13 protein-coding genes are annotated in these 13,827 nt (G+C 64.5%); 9 read left to right on the top strand and 4 right to left on the bottom strand.

Annotated elements, in window-relative coordinates:
* The first annotated feature begins 428 nt into the window (after positions 1–428).
* Positions 429–1,031 (top strand): helix-turn-helix domain-containing protein, encoded by a 603-nt coding sequence (locus ACVI1L_RS12070; RefSeq protein ID WP_456782973.1) that lies wholly within the window; start codon positions 429–431, stop codon positions 1,029–1,031.
* Between the two features lie 135 nt (positions 1,032–1,166).
* On the opposite strand, the gene ACVI1L_RS12065 is transcribed toward ACVI1L_RS12070, so the two are convergent.
* The 3 genes from ACVI1L_RS12065 to ACVI1L_RS12055 all read right to left on the bottom strand — a co-directional run bounded on the left by ACVI1L_RS12065 (position 1,167) and on the right by ACVI1L_RS12055 (position 3,190).
* Complete coding sequence (locus ACVI1L_RS12065; RefSeq protein WP_253588544.1) at positions 1,167–1,415, bottom strand: hypothetical protein; 249 nt, start codon at positions 1,413–1,415, stop codon at positions 1,167–1,169.
* Positions 1,416–1,571: 156 nt separating this feature from the next.
* The gene (locus ACVI1L_RS12060) at positions 1,572–2,291 is read right to left on the bottom strand and encodes a Crp/Fnr family transcriptional regulator (protein WP_456782972.1); all 720 of its coding nucleotides are present in this window, start codon (positions 2,289–2,291) and stop codon (positions 1,572–1,574) included.
* A gap of 188 nt (positions 2,292–2,479) precedes the next feature.
* Entirely contained in the window at positions 2,480–3,190 is a 711-nt protein-coding gene (locus ACVI1L_RS12055; RefSeq protein WP_456782971.1) for a Crp/Fnr family transcriptional regulator, read from the bottom strand.
* A 550-nt stretch (positions 3,191–3,740) separates the two neighbouring features.
* Here ACVI1L_RS12055 and ACVI1L_RS12050 point away from each other — a divergent pair.
* The 6 genes from ACVI1L_RS12050 to ACVI1L_RS12025 all read left to right on the top strand — a co-directional run bounded on the left by ACVI1L_RS12050 (position 3,741) and on the right by ACVI1L_RS12025 (position 10,601).
* On the top strand, positions 3,741–5,264 hold the full coding sequence (locus tag ACVI1L_RS12050; protein WP_076834571.1) for a flagellin N-terminal helical domain-containing protein: 1,524 nt from the start codon (positions 3,741–3,743) through the stop codon (positions 5,262–5,264).
* A gap of 381 nt (positions 5,265–5,645) precedes the next feature.
* A complete protein-coding gene (locus ACVI1L_RS12045) occupies positions 5,646–8,405 on the top strand; it encodes a hybrid sensor histidine kinase/response regulator (protein ID WP_456782272.1) in 2,760 nt (919 codons plus the stop codon).
* A gap of 73 nt (positions 8,406–8,478) precedes the next feature.
* Complete coding sequence (locus ACVI1L_RS12040; RefSeq protein WP_253588546.1) at positions 8,479–8,952, top strand: chemotaxis protein CheW; 474 nt, start codon at positions 8,479–8,481, stop codon at positions 8,950–8,952.
* Between the two features lie 43 nt (positions 8,953–8,995).
* A complete protein-coding gene (locus ACVI1L_RS12035; protein WP_137484161.1) occupies positions 8,996–9,385 on the top strand; it encodes a response regulator in 390 nt (129 codons plus the stop codon).
* 37 nt (positions 9,386–9,422) lie between these two features.
* Positions 9,423–10,280, top strand: a complete 858-nt coding sequence (locus tag ACVI1L_RS12030) for a CheR family methyltransferase (protein ID WP_456782970.1) — start codon at positions 9,423–9,425, stop codon at positions 10,278–10,280.
* Between the two features lie 3 nt (positions 10,281–10,283).
* Entirely contained in the window at positions 10,284–10,601 is a 318-nt protein-coding gene (locus ACVI1L_RS12025; RefSeq protein ID WP_076834731.1) for a pilus assembly protein PilZ, read from the top strand.
* A 138-nt stretch (positions 10,602–10,739) separates the two neighbouring features.
* Here the strand turns inward: ACVI1L_RS12025 and ACVI1L_RS12020 are convergent, their stop codons facing one another.
* Positions 10,740–11,048 carry a hypothetical protein gene (locus tag ACVI1L_RS12020; protein ID WP_229191470.1) on the bottom strand — a complete coding sequence of 103 codons (309 nt, stop codon included), beginning with the start codon at positions 11,046–11,048 and terminating at the stop codon, positions 10,740–10,742.
* A gap of 154 nt (positions 11,049–11,202) precedes the next feature.
* Here ACVI1L_RS12020 and ACVI1L_RS12015 point away from each other — a divergent pair, with 154 nt between their 5' ends.
* Entirely contained in the window at positions 11,203–11,835 is a 633-nt protein-coding gene (locus ACVI1L_RS12015; protein ID WP_018269422.1) for a response regulator transcription factor, read from the top strand.
* Positions 11,836–12,010: 175 nt separating this feature from the next.
* Positions 12,011–13,744 carry an L-arabinonate dehydratase gene (gene araD / locus ACVI1L_RS12010; RefSeq protein WP_456782969.1) on the top strand — a complete coding sequence of 578 codons (1,734 nt, stop codon included), beginning with the start codon at positions 12,011–12,013 and terminating at the stop codon, positions 13,742–13,744.
* Positions 13,745–13,827 lie beyond the last annotated feature (83 nt).

Below are 13,827 nucleotides of genomic sequence, written 5' to 3'. Positions count from 1 at the left end.
CGCGTGCGGTATGCCGGGGCCATCCCGATGCCCAGAGGGATGATCGATGACGACCCGGCGAATGGCGTATTGGTGGTTCAGGTTCGTTCTTTCGGGGCGGTTCCTGCAGAAATTCCTTCGGCTCCGGCGCCCCTGAGGCGCCGGGCCGCGAATTCCGGCCTTTTTCAATCCGAACCAGGGGGGCCGGAAATGGCTGCCCGAACCGTTGAAGGTCGATGCCCGGCGGAGAATCCCGCCGGTGGCAGCCTCGCCCATCCGTCCCGTAAGAATACTGTAATTCGACTCAAATATGCGAGATTCGTTGCCAAATCAGCGGTAACCTGCGCCTGCTTGGCAGGTCGGGGACCGAGGTCACAGTTGCGTCACCCGTAGTTCTACGGAGCCCCATGTTAACGCGGCCACAAGTTCACCTTTGGTAAACCATACTTATGACGCAACATGACAACCGAGCCGAGGCGCGCCCTCCGGCATGGACGGGTGGAACCGCGACGCTCGAGCCGCAGTCGCTTGACACTCAGGGACCCGCAGGGCCGCGGCCGCAGGCGGACGCCGGTGCCGCGATCGTCCGGCAGTTCAATGGGCCGGTGACGGCGCTGCTGCTCTATATGAACGAACTCAAGCAGCACAGTCAGCAATTCGCGCACGCGCCCGGCAACGGCGTCTATCTGCGGCAGGTGATCGAGAACGCGCTCGAGCAGACCGAGCGCGTGTCCGCGATGCTGAAGCAGATTTCCGACCTCTATCCCAATGCCGTCCCGGCCGCAGACCTCAAGCCGCCGGGCGACGACAAGCCGGCAGGCTCCCAGCCGCCGGATGTCATGTTCGCGCCGGAAGCCGGCCGCAAGCCGTTGACCAAGCGCGAGCGTGAAGTGCTAAGCCTGATCAGCGACGGCTATTCCAACAAGCAGGGTGCGCTGCGGATGAACATCAGCCCGCGCACGTTCGAGAGCCATCGCGCCGAGGCGATGCGCAAGCTCGGCGCGCGCAACACCGCCGATCTCGTCCGCAAGGCCTTGCTGCATTCCGCATAGAGCGATTTCAAGCGAAGTGGTTCGCGCAAAGAAGACGCGTCAAAACTGAAAACCAGAGCCCCGTTCCGATTCCATCGGAATGGGGCTCTGAGCGGTGTTCGGTTCGTTAGGACCCGGTTCTCAGAAATCGTCTTTTCAGAAATCGTCTTCCGCGGCGAAGCACAGGCGCGGTGCGAGCCGCGCGGCCGTCGCGGATGCCTTCGGTTCATCCGGAACGATCGTGACCACCCATGCCGCGGTCGCGCCAGACCTGCTTTCGACGATCGCGCGCACGCGTCCCGTGACGGTCGCGCCGGCCGACCGTATGGTGGCGGTCCGGCCGTTGAACTGGGCCATGCGGAAGCGCCGGGCTTCCTTCCGGTCGGTCGTCTGGTACGTGAACATCGGCTCCCCCGTGCGTCCACGTGAATGTGAGGAAACAGCGTTATCCGACGATGAAAATCGCACGCCGTAGAAGTACGGCTTGCACAGCGGTCAGAGCGCTTTTGAGCGAAGCGGGTGCCGGCTTGCGCGAAGAAGACGCGGCAAAAACAACAAACTCTAACGGCCGACTTCCTGACAATTCAGCAGTCCGGCATATTGCGCCTTGACCGCGGCGTAGCATTCGCACGCCGTCTTGATCAGCCCATCCGCGTTGGTGATCTCGATGTGCCCGCGGCTGTAGTGGATGAAATTGGCCTGTTGCAGGGTATGCGCGACCAGCGACACGCTGTTGCGGCGCGCGCCGATCATCTGCGCCATCGCCTCCTGCGTCAGGACGATCTTGTTGCTGCCGGAGAGATCGCGCGTGTGCAGCAGGCATCGCGCCAGCCGTGACTCCACGGTGTGCGCGGCGTTGCAGCCGGCGGTCTGCTGGATCTGGGCATAGACGGCGAGCCCGTGCCGGATCAATCTCGCGCGAAGCGTCGGGCTCTGGCCGGCAGCTGCGCGCAACGGCTCGAGTTCCACGGTCGAGGCGACGCCGGGCACCAGCACCGTGGCGTTGTTGAGGACAGGCCCTTCGACGAGCGGGGCGAATGCGCCATAGACGCTGTCGCGGCCGACCATCGCGACCTGCACGCGCTCGCCTCTAGCCAGCTTGACCACCAGCGAGATCACGCCCTTGTGCGGCATGTATGTCCGCTTGAGCATCTCGTCGGTCTCGACCAGGACCGAATCGGCCGCGAGGTCGACCGTCCGCAGATGCGGCCGAATCAATTCGAAATCGCTCGCCGAGAGCGACGCCAGGAATCCGTTGGGTGATCGAGGAACCGTTTCCAAAGCAACCTCCAGCCTGCCGGCAAAGCTTGTCTCTGGGCCCAGGGCTGACGTGCGGCTGGACGTCCTTGCAACCTATTCTGGCACGCCAGGGTTCCAATGGAAACATGTCTTGGTTCCAATAGGAATAGACCTATCGCCGCACATTCGGGTTGTCTGCTCGATCACAGTTGGGGCTGGCGGCGCGCCAGTCAGTCTTCCGGCCCGATCAATTGTTCGGCGTGCGCCCTGACCGTCGTATAGCATTCACACGCCGCCTTCCGCAGGCCGTCGATATCGGTGATCTCGATATGACCGCGGCTGTAACGCAGGATGCCGGCCTGCTGAAACCCATGTGCGACAATCGAAACCGCATTGCGCCGGACGCCGATCATCTGCGCCAGCATCTCCTGGGTTAGCGGCAACGCCTCGCTGCCGCACAGATCGCGTGCGCGCAGCAGCCATCGTGACAGCCGTGCCTCCACCGGATGCGAAACATTGCAGGCGACGGATTGTTGCGTCTGCGCCATCAGCGCCTGCTCATAGAGCGCGACCAGGGTCCGGAAATCCGCGCTGCGATTTGCTGCCTCGCGGAAATCCTCCGCCCGCATCATCGAGGCTGAGCCTGGCACCACGACAATCGCATCGGCAAGCAGCGGCCGCTCGTGCAGGGCGGCAGACGCGCCCACGACGCCGTCGCGACCGACGGTTGCAATCTCGACAGATTGCCCGTCGGACAGATTGATCATCATCGAGACCACGCCGCTATGCGGAAAATAAACCCGCTGCACCGGCGCGCCGGCATCGGCGAGCGCCGTTTCCTTGGTCAGGTCGACGGTTTCCAGGAGGGGATGAAGTTGCGCGTACTCCGTGGGGGGAAGTGCTTGCAACAGACGATTGGGCGGACGCGATACCGCGGACATTGCTGCTCCTGCCGAGGGCGGGAGCACTACGGTCTCGCATCACCTACTCTTGGCGTGTGGAAGGACTGCGAACATAGCTTGCCTGTCCAATTGCACAAGGGTTGTGGTGTTGAAACTATACCCTCTGGAGGGCAGACGGCGTGGCCGCCGCCGGGACCGGTGATCGACGTCGATCCGCGCGGCGCGAGATCCCAGCGCGACTTTGTCTCTCATTTATTGATTTCCATTAACTCTGTTCCTCGCTGGACTTTGCATCGTGGTGACCTGCAACGCCGGCTATCGACGCGCCGGGCCTGCCGCGCCGGGATGTCGCAAGTCCTGCACATGCGCAGGAAATTCACGGCCATGACGTCGGTCCGGCGCCGACCGCGCGCTGCCGCGGCCAGCCATCGCGCCGGCCGCCCGTCGAATCACCGGCAAGGCCGTCCTGGGTATTTGTACGGACCAGCCCTTTAACGAACGGGTAGCGCGGACGGACCAGTGTGACGTGGGTCGCCGTGCGAAATTTACGGCGTCGCGTCAATCGTGTTCATCCAGAAGGGTATCCAGTATGTCCGGCATCGTTCTTTCGGCATCGGTCCGTCAAAACCTGCTTTCGCTGCAGTCGACCGCTGACCTGCTCGCCACCACGCAGAACCGCTTGTCCACCGGCAAGAAGGTCAACACTGCGCTCGACAATCCGACCAACTTCTTCACGGCGCAGTCGCTCGACAACCGCGCCAGCGACATCAACAACCTGCTGGACGGCATCGGCAACGGCGTGCAGGTGCTGCAGGCCGCCAACACCGGCATCACCTCGCTGCAGAAGCTGGTCGACAGCGCCAAGTCGGTCGCCAACCAGGCCCTGCAGGCCGCCGTCGGCTATTCCGCGAAGTCGTCGGTGACGACCGCCGCGATCCCCGGCGCGACCGCCGACAACCTGCTCGGCACCGCGACCCCGACCAACGCAACCCTCACCAGCACCGCCGCCTATACCGGCATCGACCTCACCGCGGCCGGCGCGAACCTGACGTTCCAGATCAACAGCCAGACTGTGACCTTGAACTCGGGCACGAACTACTCCGCCACCCAGGTTCGCGACGCCATCAACACGCAGGTCGGCGCCAGCGCCAAGGTCGCCGCCTCGATCGACGGCACCGGCAAGCTGGTCCTGACCAGCACCAACACCGCCGGCACCGGCGACACGCTCACCGTCGGTACGTTCAGCTCGGGCGACGCGACGCAGCTCGGCCTCCCGGCCGGTGCTACGGCAACCGCAACCGGCACGGCTGGCGCGAGCCCGCTGGACACCCTCACGCTGACCATCGGCGCAACCGGCAACGGCACCGCGACCAACATCACCTTCGGCACCGGTGCCGGCAAGGTGAAGTCCCTCAACGACCTGAACGCCGCGCTGGCGGCCAACAACCTGCAGGCCTCGCTCAGTGCGGCCGGTGCGCTCACCATCAGCACCACCAACGATGCCGCTTCGGCGACCATCGGCACGATTGGCGGCACGGCGGCCGGCGCCGGCAAGCTGTTCAACGGCCTTGCGGGCAGCGCTCCGGTGCAGGACCCGACTGCGCTGGCGAACCGCGCCAACCTGGTCAACCAGTACAACAACATCCTGGACCAGATCACCACGACCGCCCAGGACGCGTCGTACAACGGCATCAACCTGCTCAATGGCGATCAGCTCAAGCTGACCTTCAACGAGACGGGCTCCTCGACGCTGAAGATCCAGGGCGTGACCTTCGACGCCACCGGCCTCAACCTCACCAAGCTGACCGCCGGCACGGACTTCGTGGACAACGCTTCGGCCAACGCGACGCTGAAGACGCTGAACAGCGCGAGCGGCCTGCTGCGCACCCAGGCTTCGACCCTTGGTTCGAACCTGTCGATCGTGCAGATCCGCCAGGACTTCTCGAAGAACCTGATCAACGTGCTGCAGACCGGCTCGTCCAACCTGACGCTGGCAGACACCAACGAGGAAGCGGCCAACAGCCAGGCGCTGTCGACCCGCCAGTCGATCGCGGTGTCCGCGCTGGCGCTGGCCAACCAGTCGCAGCAGAGCGTGCTGCAGCTGCTCCGCTAAGCGTAGCCGCGACAGGCATCGACTATCGAGGCGGCGGAGGAAACTCCGCCGCCTTTTCTTTGGCTGCGCTTAGCCATCCCGCCGGGTTCAACCAATGAGCGATCGCGTTCGGATGCAGGCGGTCGTCATGTCGCGAACGTTTTGCCAGACTTAGAGGTCCTCAATTCCAATTAGTTCAAATTGCGATGACCGGTGGAACGGGCTCTTTCCCGTCCGGGTGGTAAGGGCCTGAGACCGGCCGTGATGTCGTGATGCGTCGTCGAACTGCTGAAGGGCTTCATCGTCCGTATTTGCACGGACGGCAAAATTAACGTCGCCGTGAAGCCGGCCAAGTTATCGATGCAAGGCGAGCGTTCCGTAGCACCTTGAGGGGACCTATCCATGGACGATCTGTTGCGCGAGTTCCTGACGGAGAGCAGCGAGAGCCTGGATACGGTCGACAACCAGCTGGTGCAGTTCGAGCAGGATCCGAACAACGCGAAGATCCTGGATAACATCTTCCGGCTTGTGCACACCATCAAGGGCACCTGCGGCTTCCTCGGGCTGCCGCGGCTCGAGGCGCTGGCGCATGCCGGCGAGACCTTGATGGGCAAATTCCGCGACGGCATGCCGGTGAAGGCGGAAGCCGTGACGCTGATCCTGTCCTCGATCGACCGCATCAAGGAGATCCTCGGCGGCCTCGAGGCAACCGAGGCCGAGCCCGAGGGCAACGACCGCGATCTGATCGATCAGCTGGAAGCGATGGTCGAGCACGGCATGGCGGCGATGTCCGATTCGACGCAGTCGATATCGTCAGGCTCGACGCAGTCGATGGCGGTTGCTGCTGATGAAGATGTGCCTGTCGTTGAAGCCCCGTCGGTGCAGGCGGCAATGACCGAAGGCGCGCTGGTGGTGCAGACGCTGGAGCGTCCGCTGCGTCCGGGCGAGGTCTCGCTCGACGAGCTCGAGCGCGCCTTCCGCGAGACCGAGACCGAAGTCGCCGCACCGGCGCCGGCCGCGAAGCCTGCCGCTGCGGCTCCCGCCGCCGAGCCGGCCGAGGCTGTGAAGAAGCCGGCCCGCAAGGCGGCCGCTGAGGACGTCCAGGAAGGCGACAAGATCGCCAACCAGTCGATCCGGGTCAATGTCGACACCCTCGAACACCTCATGACCATGGTCTCCGAGCTGGTGCTGACCCGCAACCAGCTGCTGGAGATCTCCCGCCGCAACGAGGACACCGAGTTCAAGGTGCCCTTGCAGCGGCTCTCCAACGTCACCGCCGAGCTGCAGGAAGGCGTCATGAAGACGCGCATGCAGCCGATCGGCAATGCCTGGCAGAAGCTGCCGCGCATCGTCCGCGATCTCTCCGGCGAGCTCGGCAAGCAGATCGAGCTCGAGATGCACGGTGCCGACACCGAGCTCGACCGCCAGGTGCTCGACCTGATCAAGGATCCGCTGACGCACATGGTGCGCAACTCCGCCGATCACGGGCTCGAGACCACCGCCGAGCGCCTCGCAGCCGGCAAGCCGGAACAGGGCACCATTCGCCTCTCCGCCTACCACGAAGGCGGCCACATCATCATCTGCATCGCCGACAATGGCCGCGGGCTCAACACCGAGCGGATCAAGGCCAAGGCGCTCCAAAACGGTCTCGTCACCGAGGCCGAGCTCGAGAAGATGACCGAGGCCCAGATCCACAAGTTCATCTTCGCGCCGGGCTTCTCGACCGCCGCGCAAGTGACTTCGGTGTCCGGCCGCGGCGTCGGCATGGACGTGGTGCGCACCAATATCGACCAGATCGGCGGCACCATCGACATCAAGAGCGTGGCCGGCGAGGGCGCCTCGGTCACCATCAAGATCCCGCTGACCTTGGCGATCGTCTCCGCTTTGATCGTGGAAGCCGGCGGCGACCGCTTTGCGATTCCTCAATTGTCTGTCGTCGAGCTGGTGCGGGCCCGCGCCAACTCCGAGCACCGCATCGAGCGGATCAAGGACACCGCAGTGCTGCGCCTGCGCAACAAGCTGCTGCCGCTGATCCACCTCAAGAAGCTCTTGAAGATCGACGACGGCGCGACGACCACGGATGCCGAGAATGGCTTCATCGTGGTCACTCAGGTGGGCAGCCAGACCTTCGGCATCGTGGTCGACGGCGTGTTCCACACCGAGGAGATCGTGGTCAAGCCGATGTCGACCAAGCTGCGGCACATCGACATGTTCTCCGGCAACACCATCCTTGGCGATGGCGCCGTCATCATGATCATCGACCCCAACGGGATTGCAAAAGCCCTCGGCGCGTCCGGCTCCTCGGCCCATGACCTCGCCGACGACAATGCGAACGCCCACGCCGCAAGCGGCGAGCAGCTGACCTCGCTGCTGGTGTTCCGCGCCGGCTCCTCGCAGCCCAAGGCGGTGCCGCTCGGCCTCGTCACCCGGCTGGAGGAGATCGCAACCGACAAGATCGAGCTCTCGAACGGCCGCTACATGGTGCAGTACCGCGAGCAGCTGATGCCGCTGGTGCAGATGGCCGGCGTCGAGGTGCAGTCGCAGGGCTCGCAGCCGATCCTGGTGTTCGCCGACGACGGCCGCTCGATGGGGCTCGTGGTCGACGAGATCATCGACATCGTCGAGGAGCGGCTCAACATCGAGGTCGCGGGTTCGCAGGACGGCATTTTGGGCTCGGCCGTGATCAAGGGCCAGGCCACCGAGGTGATCGACGTCGGCCACTTCCTGCCGATGGCGTTCGCCGACTGGTTCTCGCGCAAGGAGATGCGGCCGTCGGCCTCGGCGCAGTCGGTGCTGCTGGTCGATGACAGTGCCTTCTTCCGCAACATGCTGGCGCCGGTCTTGAAGGCCGCCGGCTACAAGGTCAGGACCGCGGGCGGCGCGCAGGAAGGGCTCGCCGCGCTGCGTTCGGGACAGAGCTTCGACGTCGTGCTGACCGACATCGAGATGCCCGAGATGAACGGCTTTGAGTTCGCCGAGAACATCCGAAGCGACCACAATCTGAACCAGCTGCCGATCATCGCGCTGTCGGCGATGGTGTCGCCGGCGGCGATCGAGCGCGGCCGGCAGGCCGGCTTCCACGACTATGTCGCCAAGTTTGATCGTCCCGGGCTGATCGCGGCGCTGAAAGAGCAGACCGCCGAACTGCGCCGCGCGGCTTGAGGGGAGAGAGCATGATCCGGAAAAGTGTGAAGCGGTTTTCCGATCGGATCATGCTCAAACAAAGGGTTCATTGATGACCAGCAAGACCGAGACCAGCGAAGGCGCGATGGCCGAATACGTCACCGCCGTGATCGGCGGGCAGCTGTTCGGCCTGCCGATCTCGCGGGTGCAGGACGTGTTCATGCCGGAGCGGCTGACGCGGGTGCCGCTGGCCTCCAGCGAGATCGCCGGCGTGCTCAATCTGCGCGGCCGCATCGTCACCGTGGTCGACATGCGCGCCCGGCTCGGGCTGCCGAAGGCCGACGACGGTAAGCCTCCGATGGCGGTCGGCGTCGACCAGCGCGGCGAATCCTACGGCCTGTTGATCGACCAGATCGGCGAAGTGCTGCGGCTCTCCGAAAACAGCCGCGAGGACAATCCGGTCAACCTCGATCCCCGCATGGCCAAGCTCGCCGGCGGCGTCCACCGCCTCGACGGCCAGCTCATGGTCGTCCTCGATATCGATCGCGTGCTCGAACTGGTGCCCAAAACAGCTGCTGCAGCGTAACACTCCACCGCGGAGACGGTGGATTCCACAGGGAGGCCAACACATGAAGACATGTCTCGTCGTCGACGATTCCGGCGTGGTGCGAAAGATCGCGCGCCGCATCCTGGAAGGAATGGAGTTCACCGTCATCGAGGCCGAGGACGGCGCGGTCGCGCTCGAGGCCTGCAAGCGCGCGCTGCCGGAAGCGGTGCTGCTCGACTGGAACATGCCGGTCATGGACGGCTTCGAATTCCTCGTGCAGCTCCGCCGCATGCCCGGCGGCGATCAGCCCAAGGTCGTGTTCTGCACCACCGAGAACGGCATCGACCACATCTCGCGGGCGCTGCATGCCGGCGCCAACGAATACATCATGAAGCCGTTCGACAAGGACATCGTGATCGCGAAATTCCAGGAAGTGGGCCTGCTGGCGCTCGACGCGTCGGCCGAAGCCTGACACCCAGTTTCACCATTCAGTCCCTTGTGAGGCTCCCGTGACGCCCCCCGACTACGAGTATCTGCGTAAGCTCCTGAAGGACCAGTCCGGTCTCGATCTGTCCGCGGACAAGCAATATCTGATCGAGAGCCGCCTGCTGCCGCTGGCGCGCAAAAGCGGCCTGTCCGGCATTCCCGACCTTGTCGCCAAGATCAAGGCGGGCTCGTCCACGCACACCGTCCAAGTGGTCGAGTCCATGACCACCAACGAGACGTTCTTCTTCCGCGACAAGGTGCCGTTCGAGCACTTCCGCGATACCATCATGCCGGAGGTGCTGAAGGCACGCGCCGCGCGCCGCAGCGTCCGGATCTGGTGCGCCGCCGGCTCGACCGGCCAGGAGCCCTATTCGCTGGCGATGTGCCTGAAGGAAATGGGCGCGGCGCTTGCCGGATGGCGCGTCGAGATCATCGCGACCGATCTGTCGCAGGAGGTGTTGGAGAAGTCGAAGGCCGGCATCTACAGCCAGTTCGAGGTGCAGCGCGGACTGCCGATCCAGATGCTGGTCAAGTACTTCAAGCAGTCGGGTGAGTTCTGGCAGGTCAATCCCGAGTTGCGCGCGATGGTCCAGCACCGCCAGCTCAATCTGCTGCACGATTTCTCCCAGCTCGGCACGTTCGACGTGATCTTCTGCCGCAACGTGCTGATCTATTTCGATCAGGACACCAAGATCAACATCTTCAACCGTCTCGCCCGGTTGATGGAGGCCGACGGCTTCCTGGTGCTGGGCGCCGCCGAAACCGTGGTCGGCCTGACCGACACGTTCAAGCCGATTCCCGAGCGGCGCGGTCTGTACCGGCCGAGCGGGGTGCGGGGCGGGCTCGCCATGCCGAAGCCTGCCATGGCGGTCGGATATTGAGCGATGACCGAGGACGGCAAATCCATTGAGCGGGTCACCTTCAGCCGGGGTGTCGATGTCTGCATCATGGCCATCGACGGCACCTGGCGGCGCGACTGCCAGCTCAATGCCATCTCCGACACCGATGCCTCGCTGACGGTCGAAGGTTCCATTCAGGGGCTCAACCTGAAGGAGTTTTTCCTCCTGCTGTCCTCGACCGGACTTGCCTATCGCCGTTGCGAACTGGTCCGCGTCAACGGCACCGAAATGGACGTCAGTTTCCTCAAGGGCAAGCCGAGCAAACGCCGATCGGCCGCGGACGAAGAGCGGGCCAGGGCCTGACGTCAAGAAGGCCTATCCGACCGGGCGGGCAAGGCCCGCGGCCAATCCGGACGATGCGTGGAACGGATCGTCGCCTGATGGGTTGGGCGTCGTCGGGACAATCGAGGTGATTGGGCCGAACCCGTCGGTGGCGGCGGGTCAGTTCAGCAGACGCGCTGCTGCCCCGGAATCGCGCAGGCGGTCGAGCGTCGTGCCGAGGCCGGCATCGCATGTCTTCAGGGCGGTGGATGCTGTGAGATAGCGCGGGGTAACGTCGTCGAGAACGACGGTGTCGACGTCGGCCTGCCGCGCGGCCAGCACGGCCTCGCGCGCGATCGCCGCTTCGATCAGCCGCAGGCTCGCCTGGACATGGCCAATCAGCGCGACCAGGTCCGTCACGATCAGACCGTAGGGATCATGGCCCTCGTCCAAGCGCGCTGCAACGCGGTCCGACGCTGCATTTTCCATGCATGTTTCTCCACTGCCCCCCACTTTTAGGGAACGCGGTGCTACTTGTGCGTTAAGCGGACGTCCCGTACAAATACGGGTCCATTGATCGAGATGGTCGAGTTAGTTCTTGTGCGGTCAGGGCAGCACGCTTCACCACTGATGGACGATGCATATGGTTGAAAATGGCGCTCCGCGCGGGGAAATCTTTGTAGTCGACGACGATCCTGCCGTTCGCGAGACGCTTTCAGTGGTCCTGTCGACCGCTGGTTACAAAGTGATCTGCTTTGCGGACGGCGCGGCGTTGCTCGCGGTGGCGCGCAGCAGGACGCCAGCCTGCATCCTGCTCGACGTGCATATCCCCGGCAAATCCGGCCTCGATATCCTGAGAGAGCTGCATGGCGAGGATTATCCGGCGCCGATCTTCATGATCTCCGGTCAGGGTGACATCGCGATGGCGGTCAGTGCCATCAAGAACGGCGCGCTCGACTTCATCGAGAAGCCGTTCCGCGGCAACGAGATCGTGAGCCGTCTGAACGAGGCGATCGACGCCTACACCAGGCGCCAGGCCGAGACCTCCGCGTCGCGGATCGCCGCGCTGCACTTCCCGGGTCGCGAGCCGCTGACCCGCCGCGAGCGCGAGGTGCTCGAGCAGTTCACCGCGGGCGCCTCCAACAAGGAAGCCGGGCGCCACCTCGGGATCAGTCCGCGCACGATCGAGGATCACCGCGCCAACATCATGAAGAAGCTCGGCGCGCGCAACGCCGCCGATCTGGTCCGCATCGTGATGACGGCGCAGCAAAAATAACCTAGGGCCGGTTTACGTTCCGATTGCCACATTGCGGAGCGTGTGCGGCGCACGTTCAGCGAACGGCACGTCTGCGCCGGGGGCGGGACGACATGTCTGAAAATCGAGTGTATGCCTGACGCAGGGCAAGCGCGCCGGAACCGCGCGCGTGCGAGCAATGTCGAGACCCATGCCGATGACGAAGAAGACCCCTGATCAATTGCGCAGCGCGCGCTGGTTTGCGCCCGATGATTTGCGCGCCTTCGGCCACAGATCGCGGGCGATGCAGATGGGTTACGCGCCGGAGGAGTGGCGCGACCGGCCGGTGATCGCGATCATCAACACCTGGTCGGATGCGCAGCCCTGCCACATGCATTTCAAGAGCCGGGTCGACGACGTCAAGCGCGGCGTGCTGATGGCCGGCGGTTTTCCGCTCGAGCTGCCGGCGCTGTCGCTGTCGGAATCCCTGTTGAAGCCGACCACGATGCTCTACCGCAACATGCTGGCGATGGACGCCGAGGAACTGCTGCGCGGCCATCCGGTCGACGGCGTGGTGCTGATGGGCGGCTGCGACAAGACCACGCCCGGCCTGCTGCTCGGGGCCACCAGCATGAACCTGCCGGCGATCTACCTGCCCGCCGGACCGATGCTGCGCGGCAACTGGAAGGGCCGCACGCTCGGCTCCGGCTCGGACGCCTGGAAATACTGGGACGAGCGCCGCGCCGGCAAGATCTCCGACAGGGACTGGGTCGACATGGAGGCCGGCATCGCCCGCAGCTACGGCACCTGCATGACCATGGGCACGGCCTCGACGATGACCGCGATCGCGGAAGCCATCGGCATGACGCTGCCGGGCGCCTCGTCCATCCCCGCGGCCGACGCCAACCACATCCGCATGAGCTCGGAGGCCGGCCGCCGCATCGTCGAGATGGTGTGGGAGGATCTCACGCCGCAGAAGATCCAGACCCGCAAGGCCTTCGAGAACGCGATCACGGTCGCGATGGCGATGGGCTGCTCGACCAACGCCATTATTCACCTCATCGCGCAGGCGCGCCGCGCCGGCCAGGACATTTCGCTGGACGATTTCGAGAAAGCGAGCCGCAAGGTGCCTGTCATCGCCAATGTGCGGCCGAGCGGCGACCTCTATCTGATGGAGGATTTCTTCTATGCCGGCGGGCTGCCCGGCCTGATGAACCGCATCAAGCCGCATCTGCATCTCGACTGCATGACCGTGTCAGGCAGGACGCTCGGCGAGAACATCGATGGCGCCGAGGTGCACAATGACGACGTCATCCGCACCGTCGACAACCCGATCTACAAGGAGGGCGCGCTCGCGGTGTTGAAGGGCAATCTCGCGCCCGACGGCTGCGTCATCAAGCCAAGCGCCTGCGATCCGCGTTTCCTCAAGCACACCGGGCCTGCGCTGGTGTTCGACGACTATCCGTCGATGAAGAAGGCGGTCGATGATCCCGATCTCGACGTCACGGCCGATCACGTGCTGATCCTGCGCAATGCCGGTCCGCAGGGCGGGCCGGGCATGCCGGAATGGGGCATGCTGCCGATCCCGACCAAGCTGGTGAAGCAGGGCGTGCGCGACATGGTGCGGCTGTCGGACGCGCGGATGAGCGGCACCAGCTACGGCGCCTGCATCCTGCACGTCTCGCCGGAATCCTATATCGGCGGCCCGCTGGCGCTGGTGAAGAACGGCGACCGCATCACGCTCGACGTCGCCGCGCGCACCATCAATCTTGATGTGCCGGAGGCCGAGCTCGCCAGGCGCCGCGCCGAATGGACGCCGCCGGAGCTGCGCTTCGAGCGCGGGTACGGCTGGATGTTCTCGAAGCACATCAAGCAGGCCAATGAGGGCTGCGACTTCGATTTCCTCGAGACCGGCTTTGGCAAGCCGGTTGGCGAGCCGTCGATTTATTGATCACTGTCGTTCCGGGGCGATGCGCAGCATCGAACCCGGAACCTCGAGATTCCGGGTTCGGTCGCTGTAGCGCCCGCCCCGGA

This window comes from Bradyrhizobium sp. USDA 4516 (assembly GCF_054055915.1).
The sequence above is the reverse complement of the archived record's forward strand: the minus strand, read 5'-3'. Positions and strand labels throughout refer to the sequence as shown.

Bases quoted from the DNA above. Each gene is read 5' to 3' on its own strand.
- ACVI1L_RS12070 (WP_456782973.1), top strand. From the start codon at position 429: ATGACGCAACATGACAACCGAGCCGAGGCGCGCCCTCCGGCATGGACG.
- ACVI1L_RS12065 (WP_253588544.1), bottom strand. From the start codon at position 1,415: ATGTTCACGTACCAGACGACCGACCGGAAGGAAGCCCGGCGCTTCCGC.
- ACVI1L_RS12055 (WP_456782971.1), bottom strand. From the start codon at position 3,190: ATGTCCGCGGTATCGCGTCCGCCCAATCGTCTGTTGCAAGCACTTCCC.
- ACVI1L_RS12050 (WP_076834571.1), top strand. From the start codon at position 3,741: ATGTCCGGCATCGTTCTTTCGGCATCGGTCCGTCAAAACCTGCTTTCG.
- ACVI1L_RS12045 (WP_456782272.1), top strand. From the start codon at position 5,646: ATGGACGATCTGTTGCGCGAGTTCCTGACGGAGAGCAGCGAGAGCCTG.
- ACVI1L_RS12040 (WP_253588546.1), top strand. From the start codon at position 8,479: ATGACCAGCAAGACCGAGACCAGCGAAGGCGCGATGGCCGAATACGTC.
- ACVI1L_RS12035 (WP_137484161.1), top strand. From the start codon at position 8,996: ATGAAGACATGTCTCGTCGTCGACGATTCCGGCGTGGTGCGAAAGATC.
- ACVI1L_RS12025 (WP_076834731.1), top strand. From the start codon at position 10,284: ATGACCGAGGACGGCAAATCCATTGAGCGGGTCACCTTCAGCCGGGGT.
- ACVI1L_RS12020 (WP_229191470.1), bottom strand. From the start codon at position 11,048: ATGGAAAATGCAGCGTCGGACCGCGTTGCAGCGCGCTTGGACGAGGGC.
- ACVI1L_RS12015 (WP_018269422.1), top strand. From the start codon at position 11,203: ATGGTTGAAAATGGCGCTCCGCGCGGGGAAATCTTTGTAGTCGACGAC.
- araD (WP_456782969.1), top strand. From the start codon at position 12,011: ATGACGAAGAAGACCCCTGATCAATTGCGCAGCGCGCGCTGGTTTGCG.